16 protein-coding genes are annotated in these 15,998 nt (G+C 31.5%); 3 read left to right on the top strand and 13 right to left on the bottom strand.

Annotated features, from left to right (window positions below; translation table 11 throughout):
• Positions 1-14: 14 nt before the first annotated feature.
• From ABNT22_RS08620 to ABNT22_RS08670, 11 genes are all read right to left on the bottom strand, one after another.
• Positions 15-1,070 carry a D-alanine--D-alanine ligase gene (locus ABNT22_RS08620; protein WP_348717556.1) on the bottom strand — a complete coding sequence of 352 codons (1,056 nt, stop codon included), beginning with the start codon at positions 1,068-1,070 and terminating at the stop codon, positions 15-17.
• A gap of 5 nt (positions 1,071-1,075) precedes the next feature.
• Positions 1,076-1,315: a hypothetical protein gene (locus ABNT22_RS08625; protein ID WP_348717554.1), complete on the bottom strand. Its 240-nt coding sequence runs from the start codon at positions 1,313-1,315 to the stop codon at positions 1,076-1,078.
• Positions 1,308-2,126 (bottom strand): N-acetylmuramic acid 6-phosphate etherase, encoded by an 819-nt coding sequence (gene murQ, locus ABNT22_RS08630; protein WP_348717553.1) that lies wholly within the window; start codon positions 2,124-2,126, stop codon positions 1,308-1,310. The genes ABNT22_RS08625 and murQ overlap by 8 nt, the downstream gene beginning before the upstream one ends.
• A gap of 75 nt (positions 2,127-2,201) precedes the next feature.
• Positions 2,202-4,427, bottom strand: a complete 2,226-nt coding sequence (locus tag ABNT22_RS08635; RefSeq protein ID WP_348717551.1) for an NADP-dependent isocitrate dehydrogenase — start codon at positions 4,425-4,427, stop codon at positions 2,202-2,204.
• A gap of 754 nt (positions 4,428-5,181) precedes the next feature.
• The gene (gene rplS / locus ABNT22_RS08640) at positions 5,182-5,529 is read right to left on the bottom strand and encodes a 50S ribosomal protein L19 (protein ID WP_348717549.1); all 348 of its coding nucleotides are present in this window, start codon (positions 5,527-5,529) and stop codon (positions 5,182-5,184) included.
• A 136-nt stretch (positions 5,530-5,665) separates the two neighbouring features.
• Complete coding sequence (gene trmD / locus ABNT22_RS08645; RefSeq protein ID WP_348717547.1) at positions 5,666-6,343, bottom strand: tRNA (guanosine(37)-N1)-methyltransferase TrmD; 678 nt, start codon at positions 6,341-6,343, stop codon at positions 5,666-5,668.
• A gap of 23 nt (positions 6,344-6,366) precedes the next feature.
• The gene (locus tag ABNT22_RS08650; protein ID WP_348717545.1) at positions 6,367-7,809 is read right to left on the bottom strand and encodes an energy transducer TonB; all 1,443 of its coding nucleotides are present in this window, start codon (positions 7,807-7,809) and stop codon (positions 6,367-6,369) included.
• 142 nt (positions 7,810-7,951) lie between these two features.
• Positions 7,952-8,827 (bottom strand): RluA family pseudouridine synthase, encoded by an 876-nt coding sequence (locus ABNT22_RS08655; protein WP_348717544.1) that lies wholly within the window; start codon positions 8,825-8,827, stop codon positions 7,952-7,954.
• A 22-nt stretch (positions 8,828-8,849) separates the two neighbouring features.
• Entirely contained in the window at positions 8,850-10,526 is a 1,677-nt protein-coding gene (gene ggt, locus ABNT22_RS08660) for a gamma-glutamyltransferase (RefSeq protein WP_348717542.1), read from the bottom strand.
• A gap of 4 nt (positions 10,527-10,530) precedes the next feature.
• A complete protein-coding gene (locus ABNT22_RS08665) occupies positions 10,531-11,115 on the bottom strand; it encodes an ACP phosphodiesterase (RefSeq protein WP_348717540.1) in 585 nt (194 codons plus the stop codon).
• A 63-nt stretch (positions 11,116-11,178) separates the two neighbouring features.
• The gene (locus ABNT22_RS08670) at positions 11,179-12,645 is read right to left on the bottom strand and encodes an aminoacyl-histidine dipeptidase (protein WP_348717538.1); all 1,467 of its coding nucleotides are present in this window, start codon (positions 12,643-12,645) and stop codon (positions 11,179-11,181) included.
• Between the two features lie 130 nt (positions 12,646-12,775).
• Between ABNT22_RS08670 and recR the strand changes: the two genes are divergently transcribed.
• Positions 12,776-13,393: a recombination mediator RecR gene (gene recR, locus ABNT22_RS08675; protein ID WP_348717536.1), complete on the top strand. Its 618-nt coding sequence runs from the start codon at positions 12,776-12,778 to the stop codon at positions 13,391-13,393.
• Between the two features lie 196 nt (positions 13,394-13,589).
• Here the strand turns inward: recR and ABNT22_RS08680 are convergent, their stop codons facing one another.
• The gene (locus tag ABNT22_RS08680) at positions 13,590-14,063 is read right to left on the bottom strand and encodes a hypothetical protein (protein WP_348717534.1); all 474 of its coding nucleotides are present in this window, start codon (positions 14,061-14,063) and stop codon (positions 13,590-13,592) included.
• 469 nt (positions 14,064-14,532) lie between these two features.
• Between ABNT22_RS08680 and ABNT22_RS08685 the strand changes: the two genes are divergently transcribed.
• Together ABNT22_RS08685 and ABNT22_RS08690 are read left to right on the top strand one after the other, a co-directional pair.
• Entirely contained in the window at positions 14,533-14,901 is a 369-nt protein-coding gene (locus tag ABNT22_RS08685) for a hypothetical protein (protein ID WP_348717532.1), read from the top strand.
• A 123-nt stretch (positions 14,902-15,024) separates the two neighbouring features.
• Positions 15,025-15,402, top strand: a complete 378-nt coding sequence (locus tag ABNT22_RS08690; RefSeq protein ID WP_348717530.1) for a DUF2200 domain-containing protein — start codon at positions 15,025-15,027, stop codon at positions 15,400-15,402.
• A gap of 131 nt (positions 15,403-15,533) precedes the next feature.
• On the opposite strand, the gene ABNT22_RS08695 is transcribed toward ABNT22_RS08690, so the two are convergent.
• Positions 15,534-15,932, bottom strand: a complete 399-nt coding sequence (locus ABNT22_RS08695) for a hypothetical protein (protein WP_348717528.1) — start codon at positions 15,930-15,932, stop codon at positions 15,534-15,536.
• Between the last annotated feature and the right edge of the window lie 66 nt (positions 15,933-15,998).

A 15,998-nucleotide genomic window follows, 5' to 3' on the forward strand; every position in this document is an offset into this window, starting at 1 on the left:
TTAAATTCCCATTATTAAGTATTCAACTTTTTTATAGTAGCAATGTATTTTTTTAGCTCAAACATTTCTTGAATGAAGTTTGAGGTAGATTTATAGGGTACACTATGTTTTTGATGATTTGCGATAGAAACATCAAATAGTGATTTCCAGTGTGTTCTTATCGATTTTAATGCTTTGAAATAAGTGTAGTTTTTAGAATCATAAATATGTGTTGGCTCTGCTATGATTCCATTAATTTCCAATACTTTAAAATGACTTCCATTTTCTAGCTCAGAAAAATCATTGTATTTCAAGTCTACTCGCCCATAGTACCAACCATCAATAGACTTACTCAATTTATCAAATGTTTTCACTAATTGTGGAGTGATAAGGTGATTCCCATTAATAAATTGAGTTCCTTTAGAATGATTTCCTATTGCAGTTAATTTAACTATCTGGTTTTCTTTAGGAATTGAAAGAAGTTTGTTTTTATGAATTTCAACAAATAAATCGTAATAAAGCTTAGCTCTTGAATCTTTTAAAATTAATTCTTTTAAAGTAGAATTACCATTCCCCGTAACAGTTATAAAGTTTTTTAAAGTTAAAGAGGTTATTTGACCAGAATTTGCATTTGGGTTACGATGATAGAAAACACCACATTCGTTTTCATAATCAAGAAATTCTTGTATAATGATATCTATTGGGTATTTTTTTAGATATTCTTGTAGTTGTTTTGAAGAATCTACTTTTTTGACTAACAAACCTCTAAAGCCAATGTCAGGTTTAGCAATCAAAGGAAAAGATATATTTTGTTCCTTTAATTGTTCTAGAATCTTTGAGAATGGTGTTTTTGGTGTTGCTAAAACAGATTTAGGTCTAAATTCTTTAGGAACTAGTTGTATCGTAACATACTTACTTTCTGTTCCATTACCAGAACTTTTAATAGAAGGATTTGCAGCTGTAAAAAAAGCTAAATGTTTAGCTCTAAAAGCAAGATAAAATGCATAGGGTAAATTAGGAACATAAAACATTGAAGAAGGCCAATGTTCCCAGTTTAATAGCTTTTCTAATGTTGCTGATCGTTCTTTCAAAACCGTTAATTGTTAAAAATTAGGTCTAATATGGTTTTAAAGGTTTTAATACCAAAATAAACCGTATATAAAATTAAAAAAACTCCTAAAGTTACCAGTATGTAAGCAATAAAAATTTTAGGAGTGTTAGCAAAAGCACGCAAAGCTTTAATTCCAAAACTAATAACTAAAGGGGAGAGGATGAGTAATCCCAATAAAATCAGTAATCTCTTTACTCCAGATTCGTTATTTTTAGATTTATCCATTAGTTGTATAATTTTTTATAGCTTCTCTAACATTCCTGTACTTATCCAGCAATTCACTGGCAAGTTTTTGGTCGATTTTTAACTCATTAACTAACATTCGAATACCTCTATCTACCAACTTATTGTTGGATAGTTGCATATCAACCATTTTGTTTCCTTTCACTTTACCTAGTTGAATCATGGCAGCAGTTGAAAGCATATTTAGTACTAACTTTTGAGCAGTACCTGCCTTCATTCGAGAACTTCCTGTAACAAACTCAGGGCCAACGATTACTTCAATAGGGAATTGTGCGGTTAAAGACAAGGGACTATTTTTATTACATGTAATACACCCTGTAATAATATTATGTTGGTTGCATTTTTCTAAAGCAGCAATAACATAAGGAGTAGTACCAGAAGCAGCAATTCCAATAACAACATCATTATTTGATATTTGATGTTCTTGTAGGTCTTTCCAGCCTTGCAGCGTAGAATCTTCGGCAAATTCAACAGCTTTTCTGATGGCACTATCTCCACCAGCAATTAATCCAACTACCAATTCATGAGGAACTCCAAATGTAGGAGGACACTCACTTGCATCAACAACGCCAAGGCGTCCGCTTGTTCCAGCTCCCATATAAAACAAACGCCCACCTTTTTTTAATTTTGAAACGATTTGCTCTATAAGCTTTTCTATTTGTGGAAGTGATTTTTCAACCGCGTACGGAACAGTTTTATCTTCGTTATTGATGTTGGTTAATAATTCAGAAATACTCATGTTTTCTAAATTGTTATAATTGGAATCTTGTTCTGTTGTTTTAATAAAATCCATAGTTCAAATGTACATATAATACAATAAAAAAGCAGACTCAAATGAGCCTGCTTTTTAAATGAATTTAGATTGTTATTAAATACTAGCTAAAATTGAGTTTAAGGTAGTATTTGGACGCATAGCAGCATCAGCTAATTCATCTTTTGGTTCATAGTATCCACCAATATTAACGGCATCTCCTTGAATTTTATTTAACTCTTCTACGATAGTAGCTTCATTTGATTCAAACGCTTCTGCAACCGAAGTAAATTGAGCTTTTAATTCTGCATCAGCATCTTGATTAGCTAATTGTTGAGCCCAATACATTGCTAGGTAAAAATGTGACCCTCTATTGTCTAATTCACCAGCCTTACGAGAAGGTGACTTTTTATTATCTAACAAGGTTTCAATAGCTTCATCTAAAGCATCCGCTAAAACTTTTGCTTTAGGATTGTTATTTGTTTCACTTAAATGCTCTAAAGAAACAGCTAATGCTAAAAATTCACCTAAAGAATCCCAACGTAAGTGATTCTCTTTAACGAATTGCTGAACGTGCTTTGGAGCAGAACCTCCAGCACCTGTTTCAAATAAACCTCCACCATTCATTAATGGTACAATAGATAACATTTTAGCAGAAGTACCTAATTCTAAAATAGGGAACAAATCTGTTAAGTAGTCTCGTAGTACGTTTCCTGTTACAGAAATAGTATCTTTTCCTTCTTTTGTTCTTTGTAAAGTGAATGCTGTTGCCTCTGCAACAGACATGATATGAATTTCTAATCCTGAAGTATCATGGTTTGGTAAATAAGCTTCTACCTTTTTAATTAATTCAGCATCATGAGCTCTGTTTTTATCTAACCAAAAAACAGCTGGTGTTTGTGTAGCTTTAGCACGTGTAACAGCTAATTTTACCCAATCTTGAATTGGGGCATCTTTAGTTTGACACATTCTCCAAATATCTCCTTCTTCTACATTGTGAGAAATTAACACAGTTCCGTTTGCGTCAACTACTTCTACGGTACCGTTTGATGCAATTTGGAAAGTTTTGTCATGAGAACCATATTCTTCTGCTTTTTTAGCCATTAAACCAACATTTGGAACAGTACCCATAGTAGTTGGATCAAAAGCACCATTTTCTTTACAGAAATCAATTGTTGCTTGGTATAGAGAAGCATAAGAGCTATCAGGAATTATTGCCTTAGCATCTTGTTGCTTTCCTTCTTTATTCCACATTTGTCCTGAAGTACGAATCATTGCTGGCATAGAAGCATCAATGATAATATCAGACGGCACGTGTAAATTAGTTATTCCTCTATCAGAATCAACCATTGCCACATCTGGATTCTTTGCATAAATTGCGTCAATATCAGCTAAAATCTCTGCTTTTTTATCAGCAGAAACTTCTTCTAAATTGCTTAATAAGTTTCCAAAACCATTATTAACATCAACACCTATTTGTTCAAATGTATCTCCGTGTTTTTCAAACAAATCTTTGAAGAAAGTACGTACTGCATGCCCAAAAATGATAGGGTCAGAAACTTTCATCATCGTAGCTTTCATATGTAAAGAGAATAAAATCCCTTGTTCATTAGCATCTTGTACTTGCTTATCTAAGAATGCTAATAATGCCTTTTTACTCATTACAGAAGCGTCAATAACTTCGTCTGCTAACAAAGAAACTTTTTCTTTTAGTACTGTTTTGATTCCGTTAGCATCTGTGTGTACAATTTGTATATCCGTTGCAGTTGGTACAGTAACAGATTTTTCACTATGTGCAAAATCACCATCAGTCATTGTTGCTACGTGCGTTTTAGAGTCTGCACTCCAAGCTCCCATTGAATGTGGATTTTTCTTAGCATAGTTTTTAACTGCCTTTGGAGCACGTCTGTCTGAGTTTCCTTCACGTAAAACAGGATTTACCGCAGAACCCTTTACTTTATTATAACGAGCTAAAATTGCTTTTTCTTCTTCAGTATTTGCATCTTCTGGATAATCTGGTAAAGCATATCCTAATGCTTGTAATTCTTTAACTGCTGCCTTTAACTGAGGTACAGAAGCAGAAATGTTTGGTAATTTGATAATGTTAGCTTCTGGTTTTGTAGCTAACTCACCTAAAAATGCCAAAGCATCTTCTACACGCTGATCTTCAGGTAACATATCTGAAAAATTAGCTAGTATCCTTCCTGCTAATGAAATATCTTTTATTTCGATTTCAATGTTTGAAGATTTTGTAAAAGCTTTTACAATTGGTAAAAACGAACGAGTAGCTAACGCTGGAGCTTCATCCGTTTTTGTATACATAATTTTAGCTGTTTTACTCATACTGTTGTATTTTGAATCTCACTGTATGTGAGTAATTAGTAATGATTAAATTCTTTTGATTTTGAAGCGTAGCAAATTTAAGGATTACAAATGAAATTTTTCATAGAGATTTTTCATTAATCTTTAGTTTTTGTTATGGATATGATAAAAATATGAGGTGATTTTGAGAAGTTGTTATAAATAATAAAAGCCATATCATGCAGTTTCCTGTCTGATATGGCTTCCTTGAAATAGCATGTATGTCCTAATTTGGTATTGCTACAAACTAAATAGATTAACATCTATGTTTTTAATAAATTAAAAACTACATATAATGACTATTTCAAAATGAAATAATAATTGATAAACATTTTATTTATGAATTACTATCTCAAGCGTTTTTAAACGAACCTCAATTGTTATAATGAATCTAATCAAATAACTATTTTAACTTTCAATTAAAATTATAAATCATAAAATAATCTATAATTCTATTTCAATTACATAAATATTAAATCAACTATTACTTCGGTTGCTTAAAAACGATTTATATAAAGAACGTTACTTTATGTATTTACTTTTCGGTGATTGCAATAGTAAACTATTTTCTGACGTCACTTACTTTTGTAAACTACTCAAATTTAAGAAATAAAGTTTGTTTAAAATAAGAATTAACTAATTATTAATCAACAAGATAAGAACAGGTGTTGTTAACAATTGTTAATAAAAAAAGGAGCTTTTAAAAGCTCCTTTTATAGTTTGTTTGAAGATAAAATTAGTTTCTTCTTTCTTTGATTCTTGCTTTCTTACCAGTAAGACCTCTGAAGTAGTAGATACGAGCTCTACGAACTTTACCTCTTTTATTAACTTCAATCTTTTGAATAGAAGGTAAGTTAATTGGGAAAATACGCTCAACACCAATAGTACCAGACATTTTTCTGATAGTAAAAGTTTCTGAAGAACCGCTTCCTCTTTTTTGAATAACAACTCCTCTAAAGAACTGAGTACGAGTTTTGTTACCTTCTTTAATTTCGTAATAAACAGTGATTGTATCACCAGCACCAAATTCTGGTAATTCGTTTTTTGTTACAAATTCGTCTTGTACAAATTTTACTAAATCCATTTTATTTAAATGTTATGATTTTAACAAAGCAACATGCACGATTTTCGTCAGAGGTTGATTTTGTGGGTGCAAATTTATAAATATTTTTTAAATAGAAGAAATATTTTTGTTGTTGATTTATAGAGAGATAGCTAAATTAATCTTCCAATAAATCTGGTCTTATCTCTTGTGTACGCTTATAGGCTTGCTCATTTCGCCATTCTTCAATTTTAGGAAAATTACCTGACAAGAGAACGTCCGGAACTTTCATTCCATCAAATTCCGAAGGGCGTGTGTACACAGGAGGTGATAATAGATTGTCTTGAAAACTATCTGTTAAAGCAGATGTTTCATCACCTAATACACCTGGTATAAGTCTAATTACTGCATCACATAAAACGGCAGCTGCTAATTCACCACCTGTTAAAACATAATCTCCAATAGAAATCTCTTGGGTAATATATTTATCTCTTATACGTTGATCTACGCCTTTATAATGGCCTGTTAATATGATAATGTTTTCTTTTAAAGAAAGCGTATTAGCCGTTGCTTGATTTAAGGTTTTAGCATCTGGGGTCATGTAGATAATGTCATCATAATCTCTTTCTGCTAATAATTTTTCAATACACTCTGAAATAGGTTTAATCATAAGTACCATTCCTGCGCCACCACCAAATTGATAGTCATCTACTTGACGGTAGTTTCCTATTCCGTATTCTCTTAAATTATGAAAATGTACTTCAGCCAATCCTTTTTCAATAGCTCTTTTCATCATAGAGTTTTCAAAAGGACTTTTTATTAAATCGGGTTCTACTGTAATAATATCTACTCTCATGCCGCAAAGATATAGTATTATACTTATTCAACATTAAAGGTTACCGGTAAAGTAAAACCTATTCTTGTAGGCTTATCACCATACATTGCAGGAGAAGCCTTTGTCAGTTTTTTGATAACTCTGATAGACTCTTCTTTTAGTTTTGGATGTGGAGCTCTACATCTTATATCCGTAATCTTTCCCTTTTTATCAATTTTAAACTGAACAAAAATTCTTTTTCTTCCAGGAGAAAGTCCAAGTCTATTTGCTAAGCCCGCATTAAATCTCCTAACAAAGAATTCTCTAATAGTTCGGTTATAACAGTTTTTTCCCATAGTAGCATTTAAAGAGTTTTTACAACTTGGAAAAACAGGAATCCTGGTATATCCTATAATACTATTCGTAACTACTTTATTACTACCATTTTCAAATTTTATTACCGATGTAAAATACTTATTTACTGGATGTCTATTTTTAAAAGTAGAATTTGAAAGGTCATATTTTTTGAATAGACTAATAATCTTTTTTTCTAATTGTTCAGATCTAGAATTGGTAGATATTTTAAAAGCTTTACCAGTTACATCTAACTCAAAGAAAAGCTTTAGTCTATCGTTTACTCTATTTAGATTGGCTTTTTTTATATCTTCTTCCGTTAAGTTTTCTTTGAAATAGGTAGCCAATGTATTTGTCGAATTTGGTTTGAAAACACTATCAAAATTATGGTCTAATTCTATGTTAGTTGGGGCATCATTTTTTTCAAATTCTTGTTTTATGTGGTAATAATAACTTGTAGGTTCATTATTAATCATTTTCGGAACAAAAATAGTGTCGTACTCTTTGGTTATTTTAAGAATGTTCTTTTTGAAAACTTCAGGAGCTTTTAATTCACTTACATTTAGTTTACCATTTGTGTCAATTAATACCTTGAAATCGAGAATAACTCTCTCATTATTATTTAATAAACTATCTGTTAGATTATAATTTATTGAATTATAAAAATAGTTTCTAATAGTTTTATTTAGGCAATAGTTAATATCACTGTAAAAGTCTAAATCGTCACAAGATGAACAATTAGGAGAAGAAATTTCTAAGGGAACAGAGCTGCAATTGATAATGTTTTGGGTTCCTTTATTTGAAATGATTTGCAAGGAATATTTTTTTCTTGTGTCTAGTTTTGTCGTAAAATTATGTAGACTATACTCTTTAAATGCATTTTTTAAAGATGCTCTTAAATCTTTATTAAGATAGGTGTTTAAATTGATTCGATATGGAATATTCTCTTTATTAACTTGAAAAGACAAAATAATCTTTTTACTATTTTTCGGATAAGTAATGTTTTTTAATAAATCTGGATGAATTTTTTCTTTTAAATAATTAGAAAGTTTATTGTTGGCATTTGGACTTGTAAACGTATCGTATAATTCATCTTTAGCAGTTTGAGAAAAAGAAAATGATGATACCAATAATAATAGAAATAGTTTTTTCATTGCAATAAATAAATTTTGGGTAAAGGTATAAAAAACATCTAAGTTGCTTAAGAGCAAATTATAAAATAGCGCTAGTTTTATTTGAGATATTTACCCAATAATAAATAGTTTTTGATTGTTATTTCTACAAATATGAATTTGCTTAAAATTCAGGAAATATTTTTTTAAACTTTTTAGGAAGTTCAGAGGTAATGTAAAGTTTTTTGTTAGTTAGTGGATGGGTAAATGCTAAGGTTTTGGCGTGAAGGTATAGACCTTTTCCTTTTAATAGTTTACCTTCTAAAAAGTAATCTTTATCTCCTAAAATTGGGTTGTGAATAGAAAAGAGATGTTTTCTAAGTTGATGTCTTCTACCAGTAATAGGATTTAGTTTAACGAGATTTAAAAAATCGAAACGTTCTGAAGAAACTGTTTTTTCAACTTTAAAATGAGTGATAGCTTCTTTTTCTTCAAGTGTTTTGTTGATGGTTCCTTCTAATTTCATTTTCCCTATGGTAATAGCAACATAGGTTTTTTGGATGTCTTTATGTTCAAAAAGTTTGTATAAAGCTCTAATGGAACTACTTGTTTTTCCCACTAATAATAAGCCACTTGTAGGATAATCTAATCTATGAATGGGGGTGGGACGAACAGCATCTTCTAAGGTACTTTTTTGAAGGTTTTGTGGAAGTGCGTTATAAATAGTCACAAAGGTATTTCCGCTAACTAAAACACCGGGAGGTTTTTCTATAATGGCCAAATAATCATCTTCAAAAACAACTTTTAAAGGAAGCTTAAGTTTTTGAATTGATTTGGGAAGTTCAGTTGTTTGAAATAGTTCAATAGTTTCTTTTCCTTTAATAAACAGGGCAGTTGTTGCTATTTTACCGTTAACTCTAACTAAATTCTTTTTAATGGCTTTTTTAAAGCCAGATTTACTGGGTAATGTTTTAAAAATACCTACTCCATACTCTTGTAATCGAATAGGGCTATCAAGCTTGGGAACGATATGAGTTTCAATTAACTTTACTTCTTTCAATATCAATATCTATGTATTAGCATTAAAATCCTACTGCCTTATCATCTCCACGTGGATCTGCTCCTCCTTCTAATTTTCCATTAGGTAGAATTAAAATTCCTTCAACTTTACCAATTACAGGAGAATTGGTTTCGTCTAATTCATACCCGATAGTTTTGAGTTGGTCTTTTACTTTAGGATCAAAACTATTAGGTTCCATTCGTATGACATCGGGTAACCATTGATGATGAAATCTTGGTTGGTTTATAGCTTCTTGCATTCCCATATTATATTCGTGAACATTCAAAATAGTTTGTAAAACAGAGGTGATAATAGTAGAACCTCCCGGAGTACCAACAACCATATACAACTTGCCTTCTTTTTCAACAATTGTAGGAGTCATAGAACTTAGCATGCGTTTTTCTGGAGCAATTTTATTAGCTTCAGCTCCAATAAGTCCAAACATATTTGGTTCACCTGGTTTACTGCTAAAATCATCCATTTCGTTATTTAGAAAGAATCCTAATTCAGAGCAATATAGTTTTGAACCATAAGCTCCATTAATAGTTGTTGTTACCGATACTGCATTTCCATATTGATCAACAATGGAATAGTGGGTGGTTTCATCACTTTCTACCATTTCAATATTTCCATGAGATACCTCTGAAGATTTCGTTGGTTTTTCAAAAGAAAAGTTATCCATACGTTTTTTTGTATACTCTTTTGAAATTAATTCTTTTACTGGGATTTTAACAAAATCAGGGTCACCTAAAAAGAAACTTCTATCTGCGTATGCTCTTCGTTCTGCTTCAGTAATTACTTGTATCGATTTTGCCGTGTTATGTCCAAACTTATCTAATTCATAAGGTTCAAGAGCATTCATAATTTGAGCAAGGCAAATTCCACCACTTGAGGGAGGTGACATGGAAATAACTCTTAAGTTATCGTATTGGAAGGTGATTGGAGTTCTCCATTTTGCTTCGTACTTGGCTAAATCTTCTTCTGTTACATATCCGCCATTTTCTTGTAAAAACTGAGCGAGCTTTTTAGCAGTTTCACCTTTGTAAAACTCATCTCTACCGTTTTGCTGAATTCGCGTTAAGGTTTTAGCAAGTGCCACATATTTAATAGTGTCACCTGCTTTCCATTTTTTATCAAATAGAATTTTGTTTTTGTTTGCTTTGGGAAAATTGGGTTGGTATTTCTGAATCCTTTTTTCTTGTTTTTTAGTGACAACTACTCCCTTGTATGCAAGTTCAATAACTGGTTGAATAATTTCTTCAATAGGTAATTTTCCAAATCGTTTATGAGAAGCAAATACTCCAGCAATAGTACCTGGTACACCTACTGCTGTAGCTCCTAATGTGCTTTTGTTTTTGATTACGTTTCCTAAGCTATCTAGATACATGTCTTTATGCGCTGCTAGAGGAGCTTTTTCTCTATAATCTAGCGCACCTATTTCTCCGTCATTTTTTCTGTAAATCATAAAACCTCCACCACCAATGTTTCCTGCATAAGGATAGGCAACAGCTAAAGCAAGTTCGGTAGCAGCCATGGCATCAAAAGCATTTCCTCCCTTTTCTAAAATAGCTACACCAATTTTAGAAGCTTCTTCACGGGCAGATACAACCATTGCTTTTTCAACAATTAATCCTTTAACTTCTTTTTTACATGAAATAGTAAAAAGAGTAAATAAAAATAAGATGGTTAGTTTTTTCATATACTTATAACAATGCGATTTTTTCTTTACAAAAGTTTTGTAATTCTATAAAAAATGTGGTGAAATCTTGTTCAAATTGGCCATAATGATTTAACAGATCTTCAGTGGCAAGATTCATCTGAGATTTTCCTTCTGTGCGACGATTCATTCCGTTTAATACTTCTTGAATTCCTTTAGCAAACTGGTAGTTGTATAGCCAATTATATTGAATCATATAAGGAAGCATTTCTTGAGTTCTTTCAGGAAGAATATGGTTGTGTTCTTGGAGTAAGTTGTATACTGAGTTTACAAATACTCCTAAAGGAATTTGAGAATAATTTTTCCAGTTTTTAGCTAGGAAGTGATCGTAAAAAATATCAATAATAACTCCGTCGTAATGTCGGTAACGTTCATGAAGTCTACGCTTGCTTTTTCTAACTATAGGATGCGCATCTGTAAAAGTATCAATACTACGATGTAGTAAGATGCCTTTTTGTATATTTTCAGAAAAATGGGAAAACTGATTTCCTTTTACATGATCAGCAATAAAATTACCAATCATTAACTCTTTATTATCACCCGAAAGGTATAAGTGCGCCAAAAAATTCATTTGATAAATGTAAACAAAAAACCACAACTAAAAAGTTGTGGTTTAAAATAGATGTTAACATCTCTAATTTTTTGAAGGAGTATGTTTTAAAATTTCTAATAAATACTTCCAGAATTTTTGTGTTGATGAGATTTGAGCGCGTTCATCTGGAGAGTGTGCTCCTCGAATGTTTGGACCAAAAGAAATCATATCCATTTTAGGATAGTTAGTTCCTAAAATACCACATTCTAATCCGGCATGACAAGCAGCTACGTGTGGTTGCTCTCCGTTGTTCATTTGAATATATAAGTCTCTTAATACTTTTAAGATTTCTGAATTTACATTTGGTAGCCATCCAGGATACGATCCAGAGAACTCTACGTTGAAACCAGCTAATTCAAAAGCAGCACGTAATGAATTGGCTAAATCCCATTTGTTAGTTTCTGAAGAAGAACGTGTTAAACATCCTACTTTAATGGCTCCGTCTTTAACAATTACACGGGCAATATTGTTTGAAGTTTCTACTAAGTCTTCAATATCTGGACTCATACGGTATACTCCATTTAAAGCAGTATATATTGCTTTGATTAATCCTTCTTGTACACCTAAATCCATAATAGAAGCTGGAGATGCAACTTCTTTAATTTCTATAGTTAAGTTTTCTTCTAAAGAAGCAAACTCCTCTTTAATTGTATTGATAAGCTCATTGATTTCAAATAAGAAAGGTTCTTTAGAAACAGTGTCAATTACAATGGTAGCAAAACTTTCACGAGGAATAGCGTTACGTAAACTACCACCATTAATTTCAGCAATACGTAATCCGTAATTTGTAAACCCGTCAAATAACAAACGGTTCATGATTTTATTTGCATTTCCTAAACCTTTATGAATATCCATTCCTGAATGTCCACCATTTAAACCTGTAACAGAAATTTCAAAAGCGGTGGTGTTTTCAGAAGTTACTTCTTCTTGGTAGGTTCTTGTTGCAGTAATATCAACCCCTCCGGCACAACCAATTCCTATTTCATCATCTTCTTCTGTGTCTAAGTTTAATAAGATTTCACCAGTTAACAAGCCTCCTTCTAATCCCATTGCACCAGTCATACCGGTCTCTTCATCAATTGTAAAAAGAGCTTCAATTGCTGGGTGTGCAATATCTGTAGAAGATAATACAGCCATAATAGAAGCTACTCCCAAACCATTGTCGGCTCCTAAAGTAGTTCCTTGAGCTTTTACCCAATCACCATCTACAAACATTTTGATTCCTTCTGTATCAAAGTCAAATTCTGTATCAGCATTTTTCTGACAAACCATATCTAGATGGCTTTGCATTACTACAGTTTTTCGATCTTCCATTCCAGAAGTTGCAGGTTTACGAATGATTACGTTTCCTACCTTGTCTACTTGAGTTTCTAGGTCTAAACTTTTACCAAAGTCAACCATAAATTGAATGACTCTTTCTTCTTTTTTAGATGGACGTGGAACTGAATTTAAATCAGCAAAGTGATTCCAAACAGCCTTAGGTTCTAAGTTTCTTATTTCTGAACTCATTGTGAATTGTTTGTTTAATTTTTGTAGGTTCAAAGGTACGTTTTTAGACTTTTAAGACAAAAGATAAAAGCAGAAAGAGTGTATGTCTTTTTTCTTGCTTTGAAGCTTCTTATTGTTGTAATTTTGCAACATGGATTTCTCTTCAAAACTTTTAGAAAATGCAGTAAATGAAGTAAGTCGATTGCCTGGAATTGGTAAGCGAACTGCTTTACGTTTGGTACTGCATTTATTAAAGCAACCATCTGAAAATACAAAGTATTTAACAGAGGCTTTGTCAACTTTGCGCAATGAAGTAAAATCATGTAAAAAATGTCATAATATTTCAGATACTATTTTGTGTGAAATATGTGCTAACCCGAACAGACATACAGAGGTAATTTGTGTAGTTGAGGATATCCGCGATGTAATGGCTATTGAAAACACAGCGCAGTTTAAAGGTTTGTATCACGTATTAGGGGGGAAGATTTCTCCTATGGAAGGAATTGGTCCGCAGAACTTACAAATAGAAAGTTTGGTAGAAAAAGTACGTAATGGAGAAGTAAAAGAATTGATTTTTGCGTTGAGTTCTACGATGGAGGGAGATACAACCAATTTTTATATTTATAAACAAATTGAAAAATACAATATTACAACATCGACTATTGCAAGAGGAATCTCTGTGGGAGATGAGTTGGAATATGCAGATGAAGTTACTTTAGGACGAAGTATTGTAAATAGAATCCCATTCGAAAATAGTTTGAAGTCTTAAGTTTGGTTAAAATAAAAGGAGTGTAAAAAACACTCCCTAATTTATACAATTTTGCCAATCATTCCCCAACATGAATGATTTGTTCAAGTGGACGTTCAAGAATGTATATCCTTACAAATATTATTAATAGTTAAGGTTGTATTTCATATTATGAACTTAATTATTTTAAACGTTTTCTTTAAATTTTATAAATGACCTAGAATGATTTATCAATAAACTCATTTACGCTAGAAGGTAATAGTTTTTTATGACCGTTTAATTGTTCTATAATTTGAACATCCTTATCAAAGTATCTTTTTTGGATAAAAATAGCAGGTTTTCGTAAGTCCGTTCGATACTCTATTAATGAATAGATTTTCTGATTAGCGTTGTAGTAAACGATAATTCGAGCCTCTGAAAAACCAAGTTTAGGATAAAAATAGGTAATGGTTTGAAGTTTATTTCCCTTTAAATCTTTTTCAACTTGATGAGAATATTTGGACGCACAGGAAATAATGCATGTAGTTTTGTTGGAATCTATTAAACTATCTACTTTCTTTTTATAATGATTAGAATGTTGTTTAACCATTAAACTATCAACTATACCTTTGCTATTTTCATTGTGTGTTATTTTTTGTTGACAGGATAACGCTATTAAAAATATTACTATATAAAATACATTATGCTTCATAACTGTTTAATAACTTTAAGTAGTAACTAGTTAAAAATAAAGGGGGTAAGTGTTTTTATTAAGAAAGGAAACTTCCATAAATATGGATGAATACAAAACTAAAATATAAACTATCCCGAAATCATTGGCCAAATTACTTCAACAACTAGTTTGTAAATTATAACTCCAAGTAAACCTCCAATAAATAAGCTTTTTGTGTTTTTTTGTGGTTGTTCTTTTTTCATAATGCATTGATGGATTTTAGTTGATAGCACTTAATATTTATACAGAGTAATTTGTGCTATTGGTGCTAATGTAATAATTTACTTTTAGGTTTGAAGATTTAGAGAGGTATTTCTTTTATGAATTGAATGTATTGGTTTCACTACATAGAATTGATGATTCACAACAGTTACTTAAAAGTAGTGAATTATCCACGGTACATTTGGAGTAATTATACTAATTATTAACCAAATAAAATTTAAAAAAAATGAGTGTACCAACTTACGGATCATTACAGAACCAAATGAACAAAGAGTATCGTTGTAATCATGCAGCTCAACTAAAAAAAAGTTATGAATCTCCAGAATGTTTAATGAATTTTGTTGAGCAAAGCAATGGTTCATATGGTATAAAGAATGTCAAGAACAACGAATATTTTGATAGTAGCATAACAACAATGACTAAGAAAGTTAGCGGGGCAAGTGAGCAATGGCGATTATTAGCGTTGCCAGATGTTGAAAATGGATACTATGTTCAAAACGTAAAGAATAATGAGTTTATGACCAGTAGTGCAAGTCAATTAAGCTCTAAAGCAGGAAGTAAAGAAATTTGGATTATTGAAGAAAGACAATCTTAATTTTCTAATAAAAAAAGAGGGGAGAAGTACTCCTCTTTTTTGTTATGATTAATAATCTTAAATTTTTTGATTAGTTTTAGGGTTATTAACGAAAGCTAGGCATGGCGATCAATTCAAAGTCAAATGAAAGTTACACCAGAAAAGAACGAAAAAGTAGCACAAATGATATTTTCATCTATTTATCCATTGTATTTGAATAGATTAGAAAAAAATGGAAGAACAAAAGAAGAGCTGGACCAAGTACTTGAATGGTTTACAGGTTTTGATAAAGATACGTTACAAGGACTTATCGATGAGCAGGTGACATTTGGGACATTTTTTAAGCGAGCAAACATACATGCAAATGCCCACTTGATTAAAGGTGTTGTTTGTGGGTATAGAATTGAAGAGATAGCCGATGAATTTGAGGTGTATAAGCAATGTAGGCAAATGGAAAAGCTTATAGATGAATTGGCAAGAGGACGTAAAATGGAAAAAATTTTACGTCAAGAAAAGAAATAATTCAAGAGGAATAAAAATAAAAAAAGTACAGTTTAATCTAATCTTAGTTATAAATTAGAAAGATTGTAAACTAAAAGAGATCCCCTTTAATAGTAAAGGGGAAAGAAAGTTTTGTAATCTATATTTTAGGGCTAGCGCTCAAGTTCTGTGAAAAAGCCATCTGCTTGTGCTTCAAAGTCAAGTTTCAGTTTTGTATTAGACAAAATAATAATATCTCCTTTTCTAATATTGTTAATATACAAGGCTTTTTTATCTCCATTTTGTTGTATAGTGTATTTATAAGTGCCAGTAGTAGGTTCAATAGCTGTGTTTATATTGTTTTCAATAAATACAGTATTCTTTTTGGTGTTAAAAGTCCACACAACATCTCCTGCGTTAAAGTTGGAGTTTGCCGCAAACCCGCCGTAGATTTTTTTAAGATTCCATGTTCCACTGATGTTTTTAGCCTCTGCAAATTCATCATTGTTACTACAACTTAAAAATAAAATAGTACTCGAAATAAGAAGTAAACTGAGTATTCTAATTTTCATAGTTAAATATTTAATAGTTCATTAGGGTAGATGAAAAAAATTGAATAAGGTTGCGTGGATTTCAAG

The sequence above is a fragment of the Tenacibaculum sp. 190130A14a genome (genome assembly GCF_964048965.1).
GTDB lineage: Bacteria > Bacteroidota > Bacteroidia > Flavobacteriales > Flavobacteriaceae > Polaribacter > Polaribacter polynesiense.

What these genes read in the sequence shown, in the direction of transcription:
- ABNT22_RS08625 (WP_348717554.1), bottom strand. Translation starts at nt 1,315, where the DNA reads ATGGATAAATCTAAAAATAACGAATCTGGAGTAAAGAGATTACTGATT.
- murQ (WP_348717553.1), bottom strand. Translation starts at nt 2,126, where the DNA reads ATGGATTTTATTAAAACAACAGAACAAGATTCCAATTATAACAATTTA.
- ABNT22_RS08635 (WP_348717551.1), bottom strand. Translation starts at nt 4,427, where the DNA reads ATGAGTAAAACAGCTAAAATTATGTATACAAAAACGGATGAAGCTCCA.
- rplS (WP_348717549.1), bottom strand. Translation starts at nt 5,529, where the DNA reads ATGGATTTAGTAAAATTTGTACAAGACGAATTTGTAACAAAAAACGAA.
- trmD (WP_348717547.1), bottom strand. Translation starts at nt 6,343, where the DNA reads ATGAGAGTAGATATTATTACAGTAGAACCCGATTTAATAAAAAGTCCT.
- ABNT22_RS08650 (WP_348717545.1), bottom strand. Translation starts at nt 7,809, where the DNA reads ATGAAAAAACTATTTCTATTATTATTGGTATCATCATTTTCTTTTTCT.
- ggt (WP_348717542.1), bottom strand. Translation starts at nt 10,526, where the DNA reads ATGAAAAAACTAACCATCTTATTTTTATTTACTCTTTTTACTATTTCA.
- ABNT22_RS08665 (WP_348717540.1), bottom strand. Translation starts at nt 11,115, where the DNA reads ATGAATTTTTTGGCGCACTTATACCTTTCGGGTGATAATAAAGAGTTA.
- ABNT22_RS08670 (WP_348717538.1), bottom strand. Translation starts at nt 12,645, where the DNA reads ATGAGTTCAGAAATAAGAAACTTAGAACCTAAGGCTGTTTGGAATCAC.
- recR (WP_348717536.1), top strand. Translation starts at nt 12,776, where the DNA reads ATGGATTTCTCTTCAAAACTTTTAGAAAATGCAGTAAATGAAGTAAGT.
- ABNT22_RS08680 (WP_348717534.1), bottom strand. Translation starts at nt 14,063, where the DNA reads ATGAAGCATAATGTATTTTATATAGTAATATTTTTAATAGCGTTATCC.
- ABNT22_RS08685 (WP_348717532.1), top strand. Translation starts at nt 14,533, where the DNA reads ATGAGTGTACCAACTTACGGATCATTACAGAACCAAATGAACAAAGAG.
- ABNT22_RS08690 (WP_348717530.1), top strand. Translation starts at nt 15,025, where the DNA reads ATGAAAGTTACACCAGAAAAGAACGAAAAAGTAGCACAAATGATATTT.
- ABNT22_RS08695 (WP_348717528.1), bottom strand. Translation starts at nt 15,932, where the DNA reads ATGAAAATTAGAATACTCAGTTTACTTCTTATTTCGAGTACTATTTTA.